The organism is Kitasatospora sp. McL0602 (assembly GCF_052076145.1).
Classification (GTDB): domain Bacteria; phylum Actinomycetota; class Actinomycetes; order Streptomycetales; family Streptomycetaceae; genus Kitasatospora.
In genome coordinates this window covers 6,171,986-6,190,262 of sequence record NZ_CP197246.1, presented here as the reverse complement: position 1 = coordinate 6,190,262, position 18,277 = coordinate 6,171,986, and the positions used below count along the sequence as shown (strand labels likewise).

Below are 18,277 nucleotides of genomic sequence, written 5' to 3'. Positions count from 1 at the left end.
GGTCGCGGGTCTCGGGTCTCGGGTCTCGGGGCTCTGGAACTGTGCCAGCCGCCCGACCAACTCACTCCAGGATCAAGCAAGTTCAGGAGGTTCCGGCCGGATCGACGGCCAAGCTACCCGGCCCGCCGACGGCCCGTCCAGCCGCGCCGCTCTGTTCAACTCCCCTGCGCCCGGGGCCGATCAATCCACCGGCCGAGCCTGCCGCCCGCTCCCCCGGCGAGGGTGAGCAGCGCCCCGCCCGCCGCGGCGAGGGTCGCGACGGCAAGGCCCTGGCGGCGGAGTCGGCGCCGGTCGGCGGCAGCAGCGCGGGCCGCCGCCGCCAGGAAGGCCCGCTCGACCCCGGCCGGGGTCAGCTCCCCGGCTGCCACCCGTCGCCGTACGAGATCCAGTCTGGCCCCCCGGTAGAGCAGTTCCGGGTCCCGGTCGGCGGCGGCCCAGCCCCGGGCCGCCACGGTGAGCCTGCGGTGGTCGCCGAGCGCCTCCGGCTCCTCGGCCAGCCACTCGCGCAGCCGGGGCCAGGCGTACGGGAGGGCGTGGTGGGCCAGTTCGACGCTCTGCCTGTCCAGCACCACCAGCCGGGCCCGGACGAGGCGTTCCAGCACCGCCGGTACGCCCGGCCCCTCGAACTCCTCCCGCCCGACCGGCCTGCGCAGCCGCTCCGCGCCGTCCACCGGCGGCGCCTCGCCGCCGAGCCGCCGGAGGACCGCCCGCGCACGCTCCCGGTCCGGCGCGTCCAGGCCCTCGTACAGGGCCTCGGCGGTCCGGGCGAGCGCACCCTCGAAGCCGCCGGTGGCCTGGAACCCGGCCAGGGTCAGCGCGTTTCCGCTGCGCCGCCGCCAGGTCTCCAGGAGGGCCGCCGACAGCAGTGGCAGCGCGCCGGGCTGCTGGGCGGCGGCGGCGATCAGTACGGCGAGCAGCGCACCCTCGACGGTGCAACCGGCCCGGACCGCCGGTTCGGTGATCGCCCGGCGGAGCTCCTCCGGCTCCGGGCGGCCGACCGGCAGGCGGGCTCCGTGCGTGCCTGCGGCGGCAGCGAGCCCGGGGTGCCGGGCGAGCAGCTCCTCGTGGTCGGAGCGCAGCACCAGGACGACCCGACATCGCTGCTGCCCGGCTCCGGTGGCCAGCTCCGCCAGGGCGTCCAGGAACCGCCTGCGCTCGGCCGGGTCCTGGCAGCGGGTGTACAGCTCCTCCCCCTGGTCCACCACCAGCAGCGGGCCGCCGCCCGCCGAGCCGCCATCAGCCGGGCCGGCCGTTCCCTCGCCCGGCCGGCTGCCGAGCTGGGCGAGCGCGGCTGCGTACGCCGCCATCGGCTGCTCGCCCGGGGTGAGCAGCGCGGTCGGCACGGCACTCGGGCCCGCGCCCAGCCGGGCCAGCAGACCGGCCCGGACCAGTGAGGACTTCCCCACCCCGGACGGGCCGGTGACGGCGATCAGGCGCCGCCTGGCGAGCTGCTCGACCAGCTGGTCGAGCAGTGCCTCACGGCCGAAGTAGCGCGCGGAGTCGGCGGCTTCGAAGGGGGCTGCGCCGGGGTAGGGCGCCCGGCCGGTGTCCTGGGCGCGGCGCCGGGCGGCGGTGTCGGCGGCCTGCTCGGCGGCGAGCAGCTGCCAGCGGAGCTGCCACTCCCGGACGTCCCCGCCACAGGCCTGCACGTAGGCGCGGGTGACGGCGAGGCTCGGCAGCCGCCGACCACCCGCCGCGACCGACAGGCTGGCGGCCGAGCAGTGCGCCCGGAGTGCGAGCTGCCGGTACGGCGGGCTGCCCGCGCGCGCTCTGAGCGCGCGCAGATCGGCTGCGAAGCGCAGCAGCGCTCCGTCCCCCTGGTCCAGTGGACTCTCCCGACGCGGCACGGTTGCTCCCCTTCTCCGTCGAAGCGGTGCCCGATGCGGTGCTCTTCAGCTCCCAAGGATCATCATGCACAGGGCAGTTGTCATGAACAATGGCGCCTCCGCGGCCGTTGTTCCGAGTTGATGTTCAATGTCCAGGCGCTCGGCGCCGAACAATGCGGGTGGGATAGAACCGGGAGTCGCAGCCGTTGCTGACTTCGGAGACCTCGATGAAGTTCACGCGCTACTGCCGCTCCCTGCTGTCCACACCCGCGATGGCGGTGGAGCGGTACGCCAGGAGTCACCAGTCCGGGGCCGACATCGCCATGGTCGACCTGGAGGACTCCGTCCCGCCCGCCTGCAAGGAGGAGGCCCGGCAGCTGGCCGGGGAGTTCTTCGCCCTGCCGTCCGCCAAGCTCGCGCGCAGCGCGGTCAGGATCAACACCATCTCGGGGCCGGACGGGCTGCGCGACCTCATCGCCATCGCCCGCTACCCCGTCAAGCCCGATCTGGTGCTGATCCCGATGACGGAGTCCCCCAGGGACGTCGAGATCGTCGCCGGGGCGCTCGGCGCGGCCTGCCCCGACACCGAGTACCTCGCCGTCGTCGAGACCCCGCGCGGGATCGAACGGGCCCCCGCCATCGCGGCGGCCGGTCACCGGCTGCGCGGGCTGGTCTTCGGCTCGGCCGACTACGCCTTCTCGGTCGGCGCCCGGCTGTCCTGGGAGGCACTGACCCATGCCCGCTGGCGGGTGGTCAACAGCGCCCGCGACGCCGGGGTCGAGGCACTGGACTCACCGCACTTCGAGGTCTCCGACCTGGACGGGCTGCGCCGCGAGGCCGCCCTCGCCCGGGAGCTGGGCTTCAGCGGCAAGATCGCCATCCACCCCGGCCAACTCCCCCTGATCAACGAGGCCTTCACCCCGGACGCGGCCCTGCTGGAGCGAGCCAGACGGGTGGTCGAGGCCGGGCGCCGGAACGGGCGCTCGGTCACCGTCGTGGACGGCGTGATGGTCGGGATGCCCTTCTTCGAGGCCTCGCAACGCCTGCTCGAACAGTTCGACACCGACCGCGCCGACCACACCAACCATGCCGGCCATTCCGACCATGCCGACAGGAACGAGGACCGTACATGAGCCAGCAGGAGACCCGGCCGGTCATCGGCCCCCGCCTGTACCGCAACGCGGAGACCATGCTCGCCACCGCAGACCCGGTCTGGCAGTCCGCCGGTGAGCGCGGGCTGATCGGCATCAAGGTCGACTCGGAGTCGAACAACCGGCTGATCGTCCGGGAGACCGGCCACGAGTTCGCCAACATGGTGTCCTGCGCCTACCTCGGGCTGAACAACCACCCGCAGGTCGCGGCCGGTGCGATCGACGCCCTCACCGAATCCCGGAGCACCTGGCTGGTCACCTCCACCACCCGCATCCGGCACAACCTGCTGGTGCAGCTGGAGGAGGAGTTGGGCGAGCTGTTCGGCGCGCACATCCTCCCCGGCGCCTCCTGCACCGCGCTGACCAGCGGGATCCTGCCCCTCGTCGCCTCGGGCCACCTGGGCGGCGGCGGACCCCGGGTGATGGTGTTCGACCGGTTCTGCCACTTCTGCATGGCGTACGTGAAGCCGATCTGCGCCGACGAGGCGCTGGTGCTCAACTGCCCGCACAACGACCTCAACTACCTGGAGGACATCTGCCGGCGCTACCCCCGCGTCGCGTACGTCGCCGACGGCGCGTACTCGATGGGCGGCACGGCCGCGCTCGACGGGTTGCTCGAACTCCAGGACCGCTACGGGCTGTTCCTCTACATCGACGACTCCCACTCGCTCTCCATCATGGGCGAGCGCGGCGAGGGCTTCGTCCGCTCCCGGCTGGAGATGAACCCGCTGACCGTCATCGTCGCCAGCCTCGGCAAGGGCTTCGGCACCGGCGGCGGCGTGGCCATGCTCGGCGACCGCGCACAGTTCGAGTTCCTGCACCGGCACGCCGGGCCGGTCGGCTGGTCGCAGAACATGGCCCTGCCACTGGTCGGCGCCTCGCTCGGCAGCGCCGCCATCCACCGCTCCCCCGAACTCGGTCGGCTCCAGGACAAGTTGCAGCGCAACATCACGCTCTTCGACAAGCTGCTGCCGACCTCCTTCGCGGGCAACGGCCTCCCGGTGCGGCGGGTCGACGTCGGCGACGCCGAACGGGCCGTCGAGCTCTCCGCCCAGCTCTTCGAGCGCGGCTACTACAGCTCGGCGGTGTTCTTCCCGATCGTCCCCAAGGGCGAGGCCGGACTCCGGCTGATGCTGCGCGCCGACATGGACGAGCCCCTCATCACCGACTTCGCCGCCCACGTCAGGGAACTGACCTGAGCCCGGTCGGGCCTGACGATCACTAGCGGTGGACGTCGAGCAGGACTTTGCCCATCGTCTCGCGGGCGGCCAGGGCGCGGTGGGCCTCGCCGACGGCGGAGAGGGGGAGGACGCGGTCGATGCGGGCGGTGAGGCGGCCGCGCTCGGCGAGGTGGAGGAGATGGCCGGCCGTCATGGTGAACAGGGCCCGGTCGTCGAGGACGTGTTGGAGCCAGAAGGCGAGCAAGCCCGCCGAGCGGTCGGCCAGCTCGTCGACGGCGAAGGTGTCCTCCGCGCCGCCCCGGGCTCCGACGCTGAGGAGGCGGCCGAACGGGGCGAGGGCTGCCAGCCCGGCCCGCAGGAGCGGGCCGCCGACGGTGTCCATGAACAGGTCGACTCCCGACTCCGCCAGCAGGGCGGGGAGACCGGGGTCGGCCGGGTCGAGTGCGGCGTCCGCCCCCAGCGAGCGGACGAAGTCCCGCTTCGCGGGCGTGGAGGCGAGCCCCACCACCCGACCCGCGCCCAACTCCCGGGCCAGCTGCACCGCCAGGTGGCCGACACCGCCCGCCGCCGCCGTCACCACCACCCGCTCACCGGGCCGCACCCGTCCGAGCAGGGCCAGCGCGCCGTACGCCGTCGCGCCCTGCTCCAAGAGGGCCAGGGCCTGTTCGTCCCCCACGCCGTCCGGGAGCTCCACCGTGTACGCGGCCTCGGCGCACGCCACTTCGGCGTAACCACCACCGGCGCGCAGCAGCGCAGCGACCCGGCGGCCGTCGGACCGCCGCCGCCCGACCACGTCCGCCCCGAGTACGGCGGGCAGCGGCTGTGTGCCGTACTCGCCCCGACGGCAGTGCAGATCAGCGTAGTTGAGCCCGGCGAGGGTGACGTCGATCAGGCACTGGCCGGGCCCGGCGACGGGCTCGGGCAGCAGCTCCGTCCGGAACTCCTCCGGGCTGCCGTGCCGGTGGATCACGGCCGCGCGCATCGGCTTCACCGGGCTCACCTGGCTCACCGGGCTCACCGCGCGAAGAGGGTGGTCAGCCGACGCTCCAGGGCGCGGGCCCGGTCGGCGTCCTCGGCGATCACGCAGTACATCACCGTGCCGTCGGCCGGGGCGAAGTCGCAGCTGAACACCACACCCGTCCGGGTCTGCGGGTCGAAACCCAGCCCGGCCCGGCGGACCGCGTCGACGGCCGCCGGGAAGGACGGCACAGCGAGCCCGGAGAGCTCCAGGATCACCCGGTGGGCCCGCTGCCCGGCGCCCACCAGGCGGGCGAACAGGGCGTCGTGCAGGTGGCTCGACCCGGTCAGCCGCCCGTTGGTCTCGCTGAAGTACAGCTCGCCGTCGGGGGTCAGGAAGGCGTCCGCACTGACCGTCCCCCGGTAGCCGAGCACCCGCAGGGACTCGCACAACCGGGCGGCCTGATCGACGAGTTCGGCCCTCACCCCGGCGTCCGGAGTCACCGGCGGGGTGATCTCGCCGACCACCACCGGGTCCATCAGCATCTCGCCGCAGCCCGACAGCACCGAGCCCTGCGCGGTGACGCTGTACTCCGCGTACAGCGCGACGGAGTCCGTGAAGTACCGCTCCACGACCACGCGTTGGCTCCGTCCGCCGGTCAGCCACGCCCACCGCTCGGCCACGTACCCGGCCACCGCCGCACGGTCGGCGAGCCGGACGGCCCGGTGGGCACCGGCCGGGGTGACCTTCTCGTCGCGGGTCACGATCTCGTTGCCGTAACCCCCGGCCTGGTACTCGACCTTGAGCATCACACTGCGGCCGCGCTCCAGCAGCTGCTCGACGGCCTCCTCGACCTGCCGGGGCGAGGAGGCCACCGTGCCGGGCGGTATCGGTACCCCCGCCCCGGCTGCTACCGCCCGGAACACCGCCTTGCTGTTGACCAGCGCATTGCCGCCCTGCGCGGCGAAGTCATGGCCGGGCAGGGCCTGTTCGGCGCCGAGCGCGGAGGCCAGCGCCGCCACCGACGCGTTCGGCGAGATCGCCAGGATCCGCTCCAGCGGCCGCCCCGCCAACACCCCGCGCAGCTCCGCCAGGAAGCCCGGCTCGGCGAGCCGGTCCGGGGTGAGGATGTCCGCGCCCTCCGCACCGGGCGGCGGGACGACCACCGTCAGGCTCCCGGCGGCCACCCCGGTGAGCGCCGTGACGTACGCCAGGTAGTCCGGGTCGGGCGCCCAGGGCAGCACCAGGACGTCGCCCTCCTCGGCGAACCAGAGCATCCGCTGCGCCCCGCACCCGGCGAACACCCGCTCCGGCGGCGTCATGCCGGCGAGATCACCGACCATCTCCTCGGTGCGGTTGTTGCCGATGCACAGCGTCGTCATCTGCTGAACTCCCCGGAGGCCGGCCCGACTGCGGGACATCTGAAGCGTGCGGCACAGCCGTACAGATGTATCGCACCGGGATTGTTCGGGTCCGGCCCTCGGTCATTGAACATAAACGCCGAACAACCCGACGCCGAACAACCCGGCGGAGCTACTTCGCCGCCGCCTTGGCCAACGGGCCCGCCAGCTGCATCAGCTCGGGCAGCGAACCGCCGGCGTCGTCCGCGTGGTAGGCCGCGACGGCGGCGTTGACGTCGTTGTGCTCCGTGTCCTTGACCGTCTCGGAGCTGTACGAGGCCTGGTAGTCGATCGAGAATCCCCATGGAGGATGATCAGTCAGGCGAACAGGGCGGCCCGCTCTTTAGCAGGCCGCCCTGTCACGGCGGTGGCGTCTTCGGGCCCAGCCGGACCGTAGCCGGGGTCGAGATCACCGGAGGCGTCGAGTGTCTACTCGTCCCAGGGGAGCGCAACCGGGCGGCGGTGCCACCACCAGTCACGTTCGGCCAAGGATGATGCCGGTTCTCCGATGGCTGACGCCAGAGCGGCTCCACTGTCGTCCACGGTAAGGCGGCGGTACACCTCGTCGATATCGGCAATGAACGAGTCCGCCAGCTCGGCAGCCTTCGAATCCCGCCCTTCGGATTCTTCTTTCAGGCGGTCGCGAATACGGAGGTTCTCGCTGTAGAAATCAGCCGGATACCAGGAATAGGGAGGCCAGTTCTGGGACATCCGAACGGCGAGGCGCTCCCAGCTTTCGACATCCCCTGCGAGCCCGCGATACCCGCCCCCCAGGTCTGAAGTTCCCTCAGGATCCGGCATGATATTCCCAGCCTGCCCGAGGAGAGCACGAAACTCGTCGGACCGGGGCGTTTCAATCGAAAGCAGGCGAATCGCCTCAGGGATTCTCGCGACGGGCGTATCAGGCAGACCGAGGATCGGCGCGTCAACAACGTCGATGCGATATGTAAAATCCTGCTCGTCGGATGAATACAGGCGAGCTCGCGCCACATTTCCCAGCGAATCAGCAACCCAGTACGCACTGGGCAGGACACTCGGATCCGGAAACAGGATTGGCTGCTTGAGTCGCCCGGCGAGGCACGCCGCCAGCACACTCTCAGTCGGTCGCTCCACGACATTGTCGGTGGCGTAGATATTGATCATCCAGGAAACGTCGCCAAGCGTGCGCTGGAGCTCGCAGCTCACCCGTGCATCCCAATTGCGGGCTTCAAGCTCGTCGGAAGCCGCCACCTCAACATCTTCCAGCGCCACCGAGAACTGATCAGCCACCGCCGCTTTCAGCTCATCCCAATCCATTGGCTGCGCAGCGAAGATATTGTACATCATCGGAAAGTCCCGTCGTAGATAGCCTTGGCCCTTGCGGTATTCGTGGGATTGAATCGAGGATTCCTGCCGAACGATGCGGCGAATTTCTCCATGTCGCCACCGACCTTGGCAATCCCCTTGAGGGCGGCATACTCATTACGGTCCAGCTCGACAATCCCCGGACCGCGAACCGGAACAACGGTTCCATTGGCCTCCACGGTGTACCTGCGGCCGCTGGGAAGGTCATACACACCACCCTCCTCGTCGATGAACTTTCCACGACCTTCGGCCAGCTGCATGATATCATCCCTGACGCCGGCTTCATTACCCCTCAGGATTACACTGTTCTTTTCCTTGATTTCCCCCGTCTTGGATCCGAGCACAGTGTGCCGCCCGTGTGGAAGATTCAGAGATTTCCCCCGAGCCGGCCCATCAGTGACACCGTCGGTGACCTTCCAGGGGGGCCCGGAGGACGGGCGCGGGCTGTCACCTGCGAACTTCGAGCCATCGTTGTCGCTGGCGTCCCGTATGGCCGTGTTGAGGCTCTTGCCCAGCCCGTTGGCGCCGTCGACGCCAAGGTACGCTCCCGAGGCGATCAGCGCGGTGCTGCCGGCGATGGCCGGGGCGCCGACCACGCATCCGATTCCCGTGATGCACAGAGCACCGCCGGCGAAGTCGCCCAGACCGCCTACACCGATCATCGCGAGGCCGGCACCGGTCTCGAAGGCGTTGGCCCAGACATCGCCGCTGGTGATGATGGCGAGCCCGTAGCCGGCGGCAGTGTCGGCAGTGTTCATCAGCCAGTTGGCAGAGTCCTTCATCCAGTCAGGGACCCAGCCCGCTTCCTGCTTCTTCTTCTCAGCGGCGACCTGTGCCTGCTCGATCGCCTCCTGTCGGTCCCGAGCAGCCTGCTGCTCCTCCTCGACCTTGGCCGCGGCGGTGTAGTAGGCACGCAGGTATGCCGCCTGAGCGGTCTCCCTGTCCTGCCCTGCGGCGACGGCGGAAGCACGAGCCTGCTCACCGGCATCGCGGGCCTCGTCGGCGTCAACCTGAGCCGAAGCCGCCGAGTTCCGGGCCTGGGCTGCCGAGTTGACGGCACGGGCAGAGGCGCTTTCGGCGTCGGCCTGGGCCTGGCGCGCGGTCTTGGCGGACTGCGCCGCGGCTGCGGCGGAGGCCTCCGCGTCCTTGGCGTGCGTTGCGGCCTGGTCGGCATAGGTCTGGGCGTCGGCTGCCGACTTCTGCGCCTGCCGGGCGTACTCGGCAGCGTCGGCTGCGGCCTGCCGAGCGGTTGCGGCTGTTTTGCCGGCTTGCGCGGCGTCGCGTTGGGCAGTGGCAGCGATGCCGGATGCCTCGGCGATCAGTTCCTGGACCTGCGCCTGGTGGGTTGCCGCGAGGAGGTCCTTGCGCTTGGCCTGGTACTGGCCTGCCTGAATGAACGCGTGCAGCAGATCGCTCGGGCCTTCGATGGCGATTCGGGCAGCGGCCTTGACTTCGTCCGTACCGCTGTCGATCAGCTGGGCTGCGAGAACGCGTTCATCATCTGTTCGGGCAGCGAACTGCCCCGAGAGGATGAACGTCCGGTACTTCTCGACCGACCCCGAGTCCAGCGCTGTTTTACCGGCCGTTCGGACGCCAGGGCCACCTGTGGAGATGACCTGCGCGACGCTGACACGCAGGTCATCCGCAACAGCCTCGTACTGGCCGGTGGTGAGGAAGGCGGCCGCCTTCGTGGTATCGCCCTTAAGGACCTGCAAAGCCGCAAGGCGGATCTTGCTGGATGGGGATCCCTGGGCCAGCACCTCGACCCGGCTGCGTTCATCTTGGTCGGCAGCACGAGTCCAACCGGCGTGCACGTACTCGATCACGGCTGAATCGGGGCCGGCGAGAGCCGCCTCGGCGGCGGTGCGGCTCCAGGAACCACGGGCCTTCATGGCCAGTACTGCAACCTTGCGTCCCTTGGCCGCAACGTCCTTCGGGTCTGCGCCGGGCTGCCCGGCTTCCTGGGTCAGTCGCTGAGCCTCGGCCTCGAGGTCCTTGGCCTGCTGGGCTGCCTTGGCCTCCGTTGCTATGTGCAGGTCCTGCTGGGCCTTGAGGTCCTTGGCCCGCTCGATTCCCTCGTTCGTCCGGGCGACCAGGCCTGCGGCCTCGACCTCTCTGGCGAGTTGATGGGTCGCTGTCGCGCTGACGACCGCGGCGCTCGCCGCGTCTGCGGCAGCCTTGGCCCTTTCTGCGTGGCTGGTGGACTGGGCAGCCGCAGTTGCTGCGTCACCGGCATGGACGGCAGCCTCTCTGGCCGCTGCTGCCGCCGAACGTGCGTGACCGGCCGCTGACGTGGCAGCGTCGCGGGCCTGAGTCGCCGCCGTGGCTGCCTTGTAGGCGAGCTTCTTGGCTTCGCCCGCCGCGCTCATGGCCTCCTTGGCGTGGCGGCGTGCGGTAGCGGCCGCTGCGGCGGCTTCAGCGGAGTTTGCACCGGCCTGGTCGGCATAGGTGCCCGCCTCGTCCGCTGCGCTGGCGGCCGCGTCGGCGTTGGCCCCGGCGTCGACCGCTGCCTGAGCTGCGTCGCCTGCAGCGGTCGCAGCCTTACCGGCCTGATCGGCGGCCTTCGCAGCCGTGTCTGCCCCGTCCGCAGCCGCATCTGCTTCCAGAGCTGCGTCCGATGCCGCATGTGCCTTGGTCGCATCGGTGGCGGCGTCAGCTGCGGCGTTGCGGGCACGGGAGGCTGCCTGGGCTGCTCCGGCGGCGGCGGAAGCCGCTTGTGCTGCGGCGCTGGCAGCGACTCCGGCTGCGTTGTTGGCGCTCCTGGCCGCCCCGATGGCCTGCTGCGCGGCCAGAGCGGCCTGGTTCGCCGCTTCTGCTGCCCGCGCGGCTGCGGAAGCAGCATGCTGCACGTCGTTCTTAGCTGCCGCTGTCTCGTCTGCTGCCCTGCGCGCCGCGTCCTTGGCCATCTGGGCGGCTGCGACCGCGCGGTCGGAAGCCTCCTTTGCGGCATCCGACTCTGCGGTGGCCTGACGGCCTGCATCGCGGGCCTGCTCGGCGAGTTGGGCAACTGTCTCGCGCTCCTGGTCCCGCGCGCGTGCCACCTGCTGGCCGACCCGCAGGAACTCTCGGATGTCGTCGGCCGAACCGTTCAGCGCGATCCGTCCGGCCTTCTGGACAGCAGGCCCACCGGCGCTGATGATCCGGGCCAGCTGGACCCGTTCGTCCTCGTCCCGCTGAACGTACTGACCGTCACTCAAGAAGCGCTTCAGGTCGTTGGGGACTCCTCCGAGTGCGGCGCGCCCTGCCTCCTGGACCCCGCGCCCTCCCGTGCTGATGATCTGGGCGATCCGGACCCGCTGATCCTCCTCCAACGGGGCTTGCCAGCCGGTCGCCAGAAAGGTTTCCAGCTCATCTGCGCTCCCCGCGAGCGCCTTACGGACAGCTTCCTGCAGTCCGCGGCCTCCTACGCTGGCGATCTGGGCGGCGGCAACCCGGTTGTCCTCGAAAGCGGCGCCCTTGGCCACCTGCTGCACGAAGTACTTCACATCGTCGTCGGATCCGACGAGGGCAACCTCCGCCGCTGACCTGAGCGCCGGTCCACCCGCTTTCCAAGCCTCGACCGCCAGGCCCCGGTATCCCAGTGGGCCCGAATCAGCGTTCTCCGCGGCCCGAGCGGGTGCCACAGTCGTCATAAGCCCGACAAGAAGCGTGAACGGCAGAACGATCAGGCAAAGCACATGTATACGCCGCAGCGCCCCCCTCAGGGGGTCAAACGGTTGCAAACGGTGTATCAAGGAAAAATCCACCCCGATGTATGGCAGCTCACGCCGCACAAACAGTAGTAACGGCAGCCAGCATAACCACTGGCGTTGTCATCCACTCATGTCAGTCAGGGATGACCGCGACGACTGTTGGGGTGAGTAGCGTGCGACGTCAGGTACCAGGTAGATTCTTCGCGATCTTGCCAACGGACCTATCCGGGGGGGCACGAACGCGATGCCGTCCCGCCCTATAGACGGACATTCCATGACATCTCGCACGCGCAAGCTGCTCTTCGCTTCGCTCGGTAGCGCACTTCTGACCCTGGTCGGCGTGCCGGCGCTGGCATCTGCCGACTCCACCACTCCCCCGGATCCCGGGACAACGCCGCCATATGCGGTCGAGTCCTTCGAGTATCCCGGTGCCGCGGGGATTCTCCAGGAGAAGGGAATCACCCTGATCAAGGGCGATGGAAATATCACGCTGACCGAATGCGGCGGCGCATCGCAGCAGATCAAGATCTGGCGTCGAAGTGGCGATGTCTGCTTCCAGGTCAGCGGCAAGACCGGATACCTGACCATGGAAATCAGCAACGTCTGGGGCCTGGAAAGCGCAGACCACCCGTTCAGTGCTGATGTGAAGCCGACGGGTGCGGCGACCCCGACGAACTACAACATCACTCCGGGCGAGTACAAGAGCATCGGAGAAGGGACCGTGAATGGCGTCCCATCTGCCGTGGTCGGCATCCGCGTCACCGGCTGACGTGCCGACCGCCCCCTCACCCCGTCCCCAGATCAACTGCTCCCAGAGACACAGGTACATGCTCACCAAGACATCCCGTTCCGCATGGACGGCCGGCCTTCTCGCGACTGCAGTCGCAGCAGGCGTCCTGACCATCGGCTCCGGCAGCCCCGCGAGCGCCGTCAGCGGTGACACGCCGACCAGCTACGCGTTCACCGCCAAGCTGGAGATAGACACCGGGGGCACCAAGAACGACGCCGACAAGCGCGCCTGCACCGGTGCCCTCGTCGACCCCAACTGGGTCATCACCGCAGCCAGTTGCTTCGTCGCCGACCCCTCCAAGGGCATAGCCGTACCGGCCGGCGCGCCCAAGGGCGCCGTCACCGTCACCGTCGGCCGCGCCGACCTCACCACTGGGGCCGGGCAGGTCACCACCGTGACCGAACTGGTGCCGCGTCCCGACCGCGACCTCGTGCTTGCCAAGCTCGCCAAGCCCGTCACCGGCATCGCTCCCATCACTATCGCCGCCACCGCACCCACTGCGGGCGAGACTCTGAAGGTCACCGGCTACGGCCGCACCAAGGACCAGTGGGTGCCCAACAAGCTGCACGCAGACGACTTCACAGTCGGCACGGAAACCGATACGACACTCAATCTCAGCCCCACAGCCGGCACCAGCTCGGCCATCTGCCAGGGCGACGCCGGCGGCCCGGCCTTCCGGACGACGAACGGCCAGGTCGAGCTGGCCGCGATCAACAGCCGATCCTGGCAGGGCGGTTGCTACGCCAGCCCCGAGACCCGAACCGGCGCCGTCGAGAGCCGGGTGGACGATCTCGGCCCGTGGCTCCACCAGCTCGGTGTCCAGTACGCGGCCTCGGGCTACACCCCGGTCCCGCCCGTACGGGTCCTCGACTCCCGCACCGCCGGCAGCAGCGGCCGGACGTGGGCGGTCAACCAGGGCGGTGGGGAGAAGGTGCTCAAGCTTGGCGCCGGAAACCCCGGCCCGATCCAACTGCCTCAGGGCAGCACCGCCGTGGTCCTGAACGTCACCGTGGTCAACCCCACGAACGCGGGCTTCCTGGCCGTCGAACCGAGCGACACCAGCCGTCCGACCAGCTCGGCGATCAACTTCACCACCGGTCAGACCGCCGCCAACCTGGTGACCGCCCCGGTCGGCCCGGACGGGACCGTCTACCTGTGGACCAACACCAACAATCTTGACGTCCTGGTCGATGTCTTCGGCTACTACAACCCGAAGTCCGCCAACCGGTTCACTCCGCGCAGCCCGATCAGACTCCTCGACACCCGCACCAACAGCACCACGCTCAGCGGCGGTTCATCCATCGACGTCCAGGTAGCCGGGCAGAACGGCGTCCCCGCCGACGCCACCGCCGCGGTCCTGAACCTCACCTCGACCCGCTCCACCACCGGCGGCGTGTTCGTCGTCTACCCCTCAGGCACCACCCGGCCGAGCACGTCGAACCTCAACTTCACTGCTGGGCAGACCATTTCGAACCAGATCATCGTGCCGATCGGCAAGGACGGCAAGATCTCGGTCTACAACCACGTCGGCAACGCCGACGCCATCGTCGACCTGTCCGGCTGGTACAGCCCCACAGGCAGTGACCTCTTCCACCCCCTCACGCCGCTGCGCCTGGTGGACACCCGTCAGACCCCCGGAACCCCGATCAACGCGGGCCAGTTCATCGGCATCACGGGCGCCCCGCTGGGCGCCGACGCCACCGTGATGAACGTCGCCACCGTCCAGCCGACTGCCGCCGGTTACTTCACCCTCTACCCCCACGGCATCGACCGTCCGACCACAAGCAACCTCAACTTCGCTCCCGGCGTGATTCTCGCGAACCACGTCACCGTCCCTGTCGGCCAGAACAACCAGGTCGACCTTTTCAACTTCAGCGGCCAGAGCCACGCCGTCGCCGATCTGTATGGCTACTTCACCAAGGCCTGACCCGATAGCGCCAGGCTCTGCACACCCTGGAGTCACGTCCCCCGGGGACGAGCCGGCCTTGGGGAGCTGAAGCAGAGCGAGTCCAGCTCCATCACAGAAGGACAGCACGGCTGGTGGTCGACCTCGCCGTTCGGCGGGCCGGCCACGAGCCGTGCGCCGGTCTCGTCGTCCGCTAGCCTGATGGGCCCTTCAGGTGCCGAAGGGGGGAGATGGCAGATGGAGTTCGGCTTGCTCGGGCCAGTACTGGTCGACGCCGGTGACGGGCCGCTCGTGGTCAACGTGCCGAAGCAACGGGTGGTGCTGGTCGCACTGCTCCTACAGGCCAACAAGGTCGTCACGGCGGAGCAGCTCACCGAGCTGATCTGGCACGGCACTCCCCCGGCCACCGCCCGGACGGCGCTGCAGAACCACGTCATGCGGCTGCGCAGCACCCCGGGCAGCCCGGCGGCCGGGTCAGGTACGTCGCCCGCACCAGCAGCGACGGCGCCGACGTCGGCAGCACCGGCGCCGAGCTGCCCGTGCTGACGGACGTGACGGCCGGTGACGCGCTGCTGGTGAGCCTGAAGCTCACCAGCACCACTCCCGGCACCGTCACGGTGACCGACACGGCCGGCGACAGCTACGCCCCGGTGGGTGACGTGACGGACGCCTACGGCCACCGGACCATGGTCTTCGCCGCCGTCCACGCGAAGCCGCTGACCACGGTCGACCGGATCACCGCCGCATACCCGCACGCCAGGAAGTACCACGTCGCCGTCGACGAGTTCCGTGGCGTCGGTGCCGCCGGGCGCCCGGTCACGGCGTCCGGCCTGTTCCAGCCGGGTTCCACCGCGTTCAGCACCAGCCGCACCCCACTGGCCTGCACGCCGGGCGACCTGCTGCTCAGCGCGGTCGGCACGAACACCGGCCCGGCGCCCGAGTTCGCGGCCGGGTGGCGGACCCTCCCCGTGATCAAGCTGTCCTCCTACCGCCTGAGCACCTGGTGCCGCTTCGTCAGCACGCCCGGTGAGTGCGCGGCAACCGGCACCACGACCGCCCGGTGGGAGGCCGTCCCGGTGGCTCTGCACTGAGCCCGTCTCCCCGCCGCTGACGGGCCTACGACCCGTCAGCGGCGGGTCGTAGAGTGCGGGGATGAAGTGGCTGAGCACGGCAGAGGTCGAGGCGGTGGCCCGGCAGGCGCACGCGGGCCAGGTGGACAAGGCGGGGCGGCCGTACGCCGAGCACCTGGCGGCGGTCGCGAGCGGTGTGGCGGCCGCCGGGGGCAGCGAGGAGCAGATCGCGGCGGCCTGGCTGCACGACGCGGTCGAGGACGGCGCCGTCTCCGCCGAGTGGCTGGCCTCGGCGCCGCTCTCCGAGCACACCAAGGCGCTCGTGCTGGCGCTGACGAAGCGTCCGGGCGAGGAGCTGCCCGACTACGCGGCCCGGATCAGGGCCACTCCGGGCGCACTGGCGATCAAGCGCGCCGACCTGGCGCACAACGCTGGTCGCGAGCGCCTCGCCGTACTGGACGCCGCGACCCGGCACCGGCTGACCGTGAAGTACGCCCGGATGCGACGGCTGCTGCGTCAGCCCGCCCCCGAGGAGGCCGGGCCGCGCGACCCCGGGGCCGACCCGGGGGACGCGGTGCTCCTCGCCCAGCTGGACCGGAGCCGGACGGCGGAGTGGCTCCGGCTCGGCGAGCTGGTGCGTGGCTGGGCGGTCGAGGAGGAGGACGTCGTCTGGTCGCTGAAGCCGGGGGTCATGCCGTACCCGGTCTACGGGGAGCGCGTGACCACGGTCTGCGAGCTGCTGGCGAGCCTGGGCGCCGTGACTCCGCGCTACCACTGGATGGCCTTCCCGCTCCCGCCGCTGAGCCGGGAGGAGACCTACCGGCCCGGGGACGCGGTGCGGGCGGCCACGGCGGTGGTCCGTGGTGAGCGGTTCGGCGACGGCACGATCGGCGCCGCCCACTTCGACGGGACGCTCCAGGCGATCGCCGCCGCCCTGGTCGCCTGGTACCAGGAGCAGTAGGCCCAGCGGTCGGGCTCCGTCACCGCCGCGTTCCGTCACCGCCGGTGCAGGGCGCCCCGGACGAACGCGGCCTGCCCGGCGTGCTGGAGATCGTCCGCGATCACGCTCACCAGGCGCACCCCGAGGGTCACCGGCGGGGTCCAGCCCTCGTCCACGACCCGGTCGAGGTCGGCGGCGCGCAGCCCGCGCAGGTAGCTCAGGGTGTGCGTGTGGACGGCGTCGTGGTAGCCGGTGAGCAGCTCTGCCGTCACCTGGACGGCGGCCACCTCGGCGGGGCCGTGGCCGTAGCCGGTCGCCTCGGCGGGGAAGGGGAGGTCGAAGCGGTCGGCCCAGCCCTGCACCGTCCAGATCTGTTCGCTGCCCGAGGCGTCGGCGAGGTGGTCGTCCTGGACACGGGTCAGGTGCCAGACCAGCCAGCCGATGCTGTTGGCCTGCGGGTCGAGGCGTACGCCCAGGTCTGCGCGGCTGAGACCGGCCACCGCCTGGTGGACGGTCTCCTGGATGCGGCCGAAGGCGTCGGCCAGCAGATCGGCACTCTTCACGCGGGGGCTCCTCCGTCGGGCGGCAGCTGAGACCGACCCTAGGCCTGGCGGCGGCGGACAGCGACCAGGGAGCGACCTACCAGGGAGTGACCTTGAGGACGATGAGTAGGGCGACGGCCGCGTTCAGGGCGGAGACCGCGGAGGCGGCGGTGCCTGCGGCGGCGACCATCGCGGCGAGGCCGGCCCGGCTGCGGGCCGGGGGCCAGGTCGCGGGCAGGACGTCCGGGTTGAGGAGGGCGGCGACCCGGCGCGGGACGGGGCCGGGGGCGGCGAAGGCCGCGAAGCCCGGGGCGGGGGTGCGGCGGGAGATCAGGGCGGCCCGCGCGACGGCGCGGGCGGTGAGACGGCGGTCTCCGACGGTGCGGGCGGCCTCCTCGTCGGCCCAGCGCTCGGTGCTGTAGACGACGGCCTTCCGGAGCGGGTGCAGGAAGGGGTTGACGCAGCTGGCCAGCTGGGCCGCCATCAAGTACCGGTGGTGGTGGTTGGCGAGGTGGGAGCGCTCGTGGGCGAGCAGGGCGCTGCGTTCGTCCTCGGCGAGGCTCTCGATCATGCCGGTGGAGACCACGATCCGGCCCGGCGCCCCGGGCACCGCGTAGGCGTACGGATCGCCGTCGGGCAGGATCGCCAGATCGGTGTCGCGCGGCAGGAACTCCAGGGCGTGCTGGGCGCGCGCCCGGACTCGCAGGTGGCGCTCGATGGTGACGAGGAAGTTGGTGAGGACGGTGATCAGCACGATCACCGCCGCTGTGCCGACGGCTTCGTGGCAGGGCACGGCGGCCCGCACCACCGGGTCCGACCAGGTGTCGGGCAGCGGGTTGCCCGGGATCTGCGCGGTGCCGACCACGAAGAGCAGCCCCAGGCAGAGGCTGCTGCACACCGCCAGGGCCACCCCGAACCAGGTCAGCAGACGGACGGCGTTGCGCGGGTGGAGGTGGTGCTCGGCCAGCCGCGCGATCGGCAGCGCGCTGAGCGGCAGGATCAGCGGGAGGAAGACGAAGACGCCCACGGCTCAGCGCTCGCGCTCGTCCGGCGCGGCAGCATCCGGATCGCCCGTGGAGGCGTCGAGCAGCGCGCGCAGCACCTGCTCGTCCTCCTGGCTCAGCGCGCTGACGAAGCTGACCAGGGCCGAGGCGCGGTCGGTCTCGGTGTCGAGCAGGCGGCGCATCCGCCGCGCGGTCAGCCCGGCGGCGTCCGAGGCGGCGGACCACACGTACGAGCGGCCGTCGCGGCCGCGCGAGACGGCCTGCTTGGCCAGCAGTCGGGAGAGGATGGTCATCACCGTGGTGTAGGCGAGGTCTCCGCCGTGCCGTTCCTGCACCCAGCTCGCGGTGACCGGCCCGGGGGCCTCGCCGAGCACGGCGAGCACCTGGTTCTCGAGCTCGCCCTGGCCGCGCTTGCGGGGCCGGTCGGCCGGCCCACCACTGTCGTGCTGCATGGCCGTTCCTCCCGGGCGTCT

The 18,277-nt window shown here is 70.8% G+C and carries 15 protein-coding genes and 1 pseudogene; 8 read left to right on the top strand and 8 right to left on the bottom strand.

Going from position 1 to position 18,277, the window contains the following annotated elements; genetic code table 11:
* Nucleotides 1-155: 155 nt before the first annotated feature.
* Entirely contained in the window at nucleotides 156-1,847 is a 1,692-nt protein-coding gene (locus ACR68M_RS28045) for an ATP-binding protein (RefSeq protein ID WP_441246924.1), read from the bottom strand.
* Between the two features lie 206 nt (nucleotides 1,848-2,053).
* Between ACR68M_RS28045 and ACR68M_RS28040 the strand changes: the two genes are divergently transcribed.
* Nucleotides 2,054-2,959, top strand: coding sequence for an HpcH/HpaI aldolase/citrate lyase family protein (locus tag ACR68M_RS28040; protein ID WP_441246923.1), 906 nt, complete (start codon nucleotides 2,054-2,056; stop codon nucleotides 2,957-2,959).
* Nucleotides 2,956-4,176, top strand: coding sequence for an 8-amino-7-oxononanoate synthase family protein (locus ACR68M_RS28035; RefSeq protein WP_441246922.1), 1,221 nt, complete (start codon nucleotides 2,956-2,958; stop codon nucleotides 4,174-4,176). Before ACR68M_RS28040 ends, ACR68M_RS28035 begins: the two co-directional genes overlap by 4 nt.
* A 22-nt stretch (nucleotides 4,177-4,198) precedes the next feature.
* On the opposite strand, the gene ACR68M_RS28030 is transcribed toward ACR68M_RS28035, so the two are convergent.
* The 4 genes from ACR68M_RS28030 to ACR68M_RS28015 form a co-directional block, all read right to left on the bottom strand.
* A complete protein-coding gene (locus tag ACR68M_RS28030; protein ID WP_441246921.1) occupies nucleotides 4,199-5,167 on the bottom strand; it encodes a quinone oxidoreductase family protein in 969 nt (322 codons plus the stop codon).
* Nucleotides 5,168-5,172: 5 nt separating this feature from the next.
* Nucleotides 5,173-6,498, bottom strand: coding sequence for a peptide ligase PGM1-related protein (locus ACR68M_RS28025; RefSeq protein WP_441246920.1), 1,326 nt, complete (start codon nucleotides 6,496-6,498; stop codon nucleotides 5,173-5,175).
* 447 nt (nucleotides 6,499-6,945) lie between these two features.
* Nucleotides 6,946-7,842, bottom strand: coding sequence for a hypothetical protein (locus ACR68M_RS28020; protein ID WP_441246919.1), 897 nt, complete (start codon nucleotides 7,840-7,842; stop codon nucleotides 6,946-6,948).
* Nucleotides 7,839-11,492: a colicin E3/pyocin S6 family cytotoxin gene (locus tag ACR68M_RS28015; protein WP_441246918.1), complete on the bottom strand. Its 3,654-nt coding sequence runs from the start codon at nucleotides 11,490-11,492 to the stop codon at nucleotides 7,839-7,841. The genes ACR68M_RS28020 and ACR68M_RS28015 overlap by 4 nt, the downstream gene beginning before the upstream one ends.
* A 334-nt stretch (nucleotides 11,493-11,826) precedes the next feature.
* On the opposite strand from ACR68M_RS28015, the gene ACR68M_RS28010 reads away from it, so the two are divergent.
* From ACR68M_RS28010 to ACR68M_RS27985, 6 genes and pseudogenes are all read left to right on the top strand, one after another.
* Nucleotides 11,827-12,321: a hypothetical protein gene (locus tag ACR68M_RS28010; RefSeq protein WP_441246917.1), complete on the top strand. Its 495-nt coding sequence runs from the start codon at nucleotides 11,827-11,829 to the stop codon at nucleotides 12,319-12,321.
* 58 nt (nucleotides 12,322-12,379) lie between these two features.
* Nucleotides 12,380-14,269 (top strand): S1 family peptidase, encoded by a 1,890-nt coding sequence (locus tag ACR68M_RS28005; protein ID WP_441246916.1) that lies wholly within the window; start codon nucleotides 12,380-12,382, stop codon nucleotides 14,267-14,269.
* Between the two features lie 216 nt (nucleotides 14,270-14,485).
* Nucleotides 14,486-14,794 carry an AfsR/SARP family transcriptional regulator gene (locus ACR68M_RS28000; RefSeq protein WP_441246915.1) on the top strand — a complete coding sequence of 103 codons (309 nt, stop codon included), beginning with the start codon at nucleotides 14,486-14,488 and terminating at the stop codon, nucleotides 14,792-14,794.
* Nucleotides 14,788-15,339 (top strand): hypothetical protein, encoded by a 552-nt coding sequence (locus tag ACR68M_RS27995; RefSeq protein ID WP_441246914.1) that lies wholly within the window; start codon nucleotides 14,788-14,790, stop codon nucleotides 15,337-15,339. The genes ACR68M_RS28000 and ACR68M_RS27995 overlap by 7 nt, the downstream gene beginning before the upstream one ends.
* 61 nt (nucleotides 15,340-15,400) lie before the next feature.
* A pseudogene (locus ACR68M_RS27990) lies at nucleotides 15,401-15,832 on the top strand (HD domain-containing protein); the annotation flags it as partial.
* Nucleotides 15,818-16,279 carry a DUF6508 domain-containing protein gene (locus ACR68M_RS27985; RefSeq protein WP_441251735.1) on the top strand — a complete coding sequence of 154 codons (462 nt, stop codon included), beginning with the start codon at nucleotides 15,818-15,820 and terminating at the stop codon, nucleotides 16,277-16,279. The pseudogene ACR68M_RS27990 and the gene ACR68M_RS27985, both read left to right, overlap by 15 nt.
* Before the next feature lie 35 nt (nucleotides 16,280-16,314).
* On the opposite strand, the gene ACR68M_RS27980 is transcribed toward ACR68M_RS27985, so the two are convergent.
* From ACR68M_RS27980 to ACR68M_RS27970, 3 genes are all read right to left on the bottom strand, one after another.
* Nucleotides 16,315-16,821 (bottom strand): mycothiol transferase, encoded by a 507-nt coding sequence (locus ACR68M_RS27980; RefSeq protein WP_441246913.1) that lies wholly within the window; start codon nucleotides 16,819-16,821, stop codon nucleotides 16,315-16,317.
* 76 nt (nucleotides 16,822-16,897) lie between these two features.
* Nucleotides 16,898-17,827: a M56 family metallopeptidase gene (locus tag ACR68M_RS27975; RefSeq protein WP_441246912.1), complete on the bottom strand. Its 930-nt coding sequence runs from the start codon at nucleotides 17,825-17,827 to the stop codon at nucleotides 16,898-16,900.
* 3 nt (nucleotides 17,828-17,830) lie between these two features.
* Nucleotides 17,831-18,256, bottom strand: a complete 426-nt coding sequence (locus ACR68M_RS27970) for a BlaI/MecI/CopY family transcriptional regulator (protein ID WP_441246911.1) — start codon at nucleotides 18,254-18,256, stop codon at nucleotides 17,831-17,833.
* Nucleotides 18,257-18,277 lie beyond the last annotated feature (21 nt).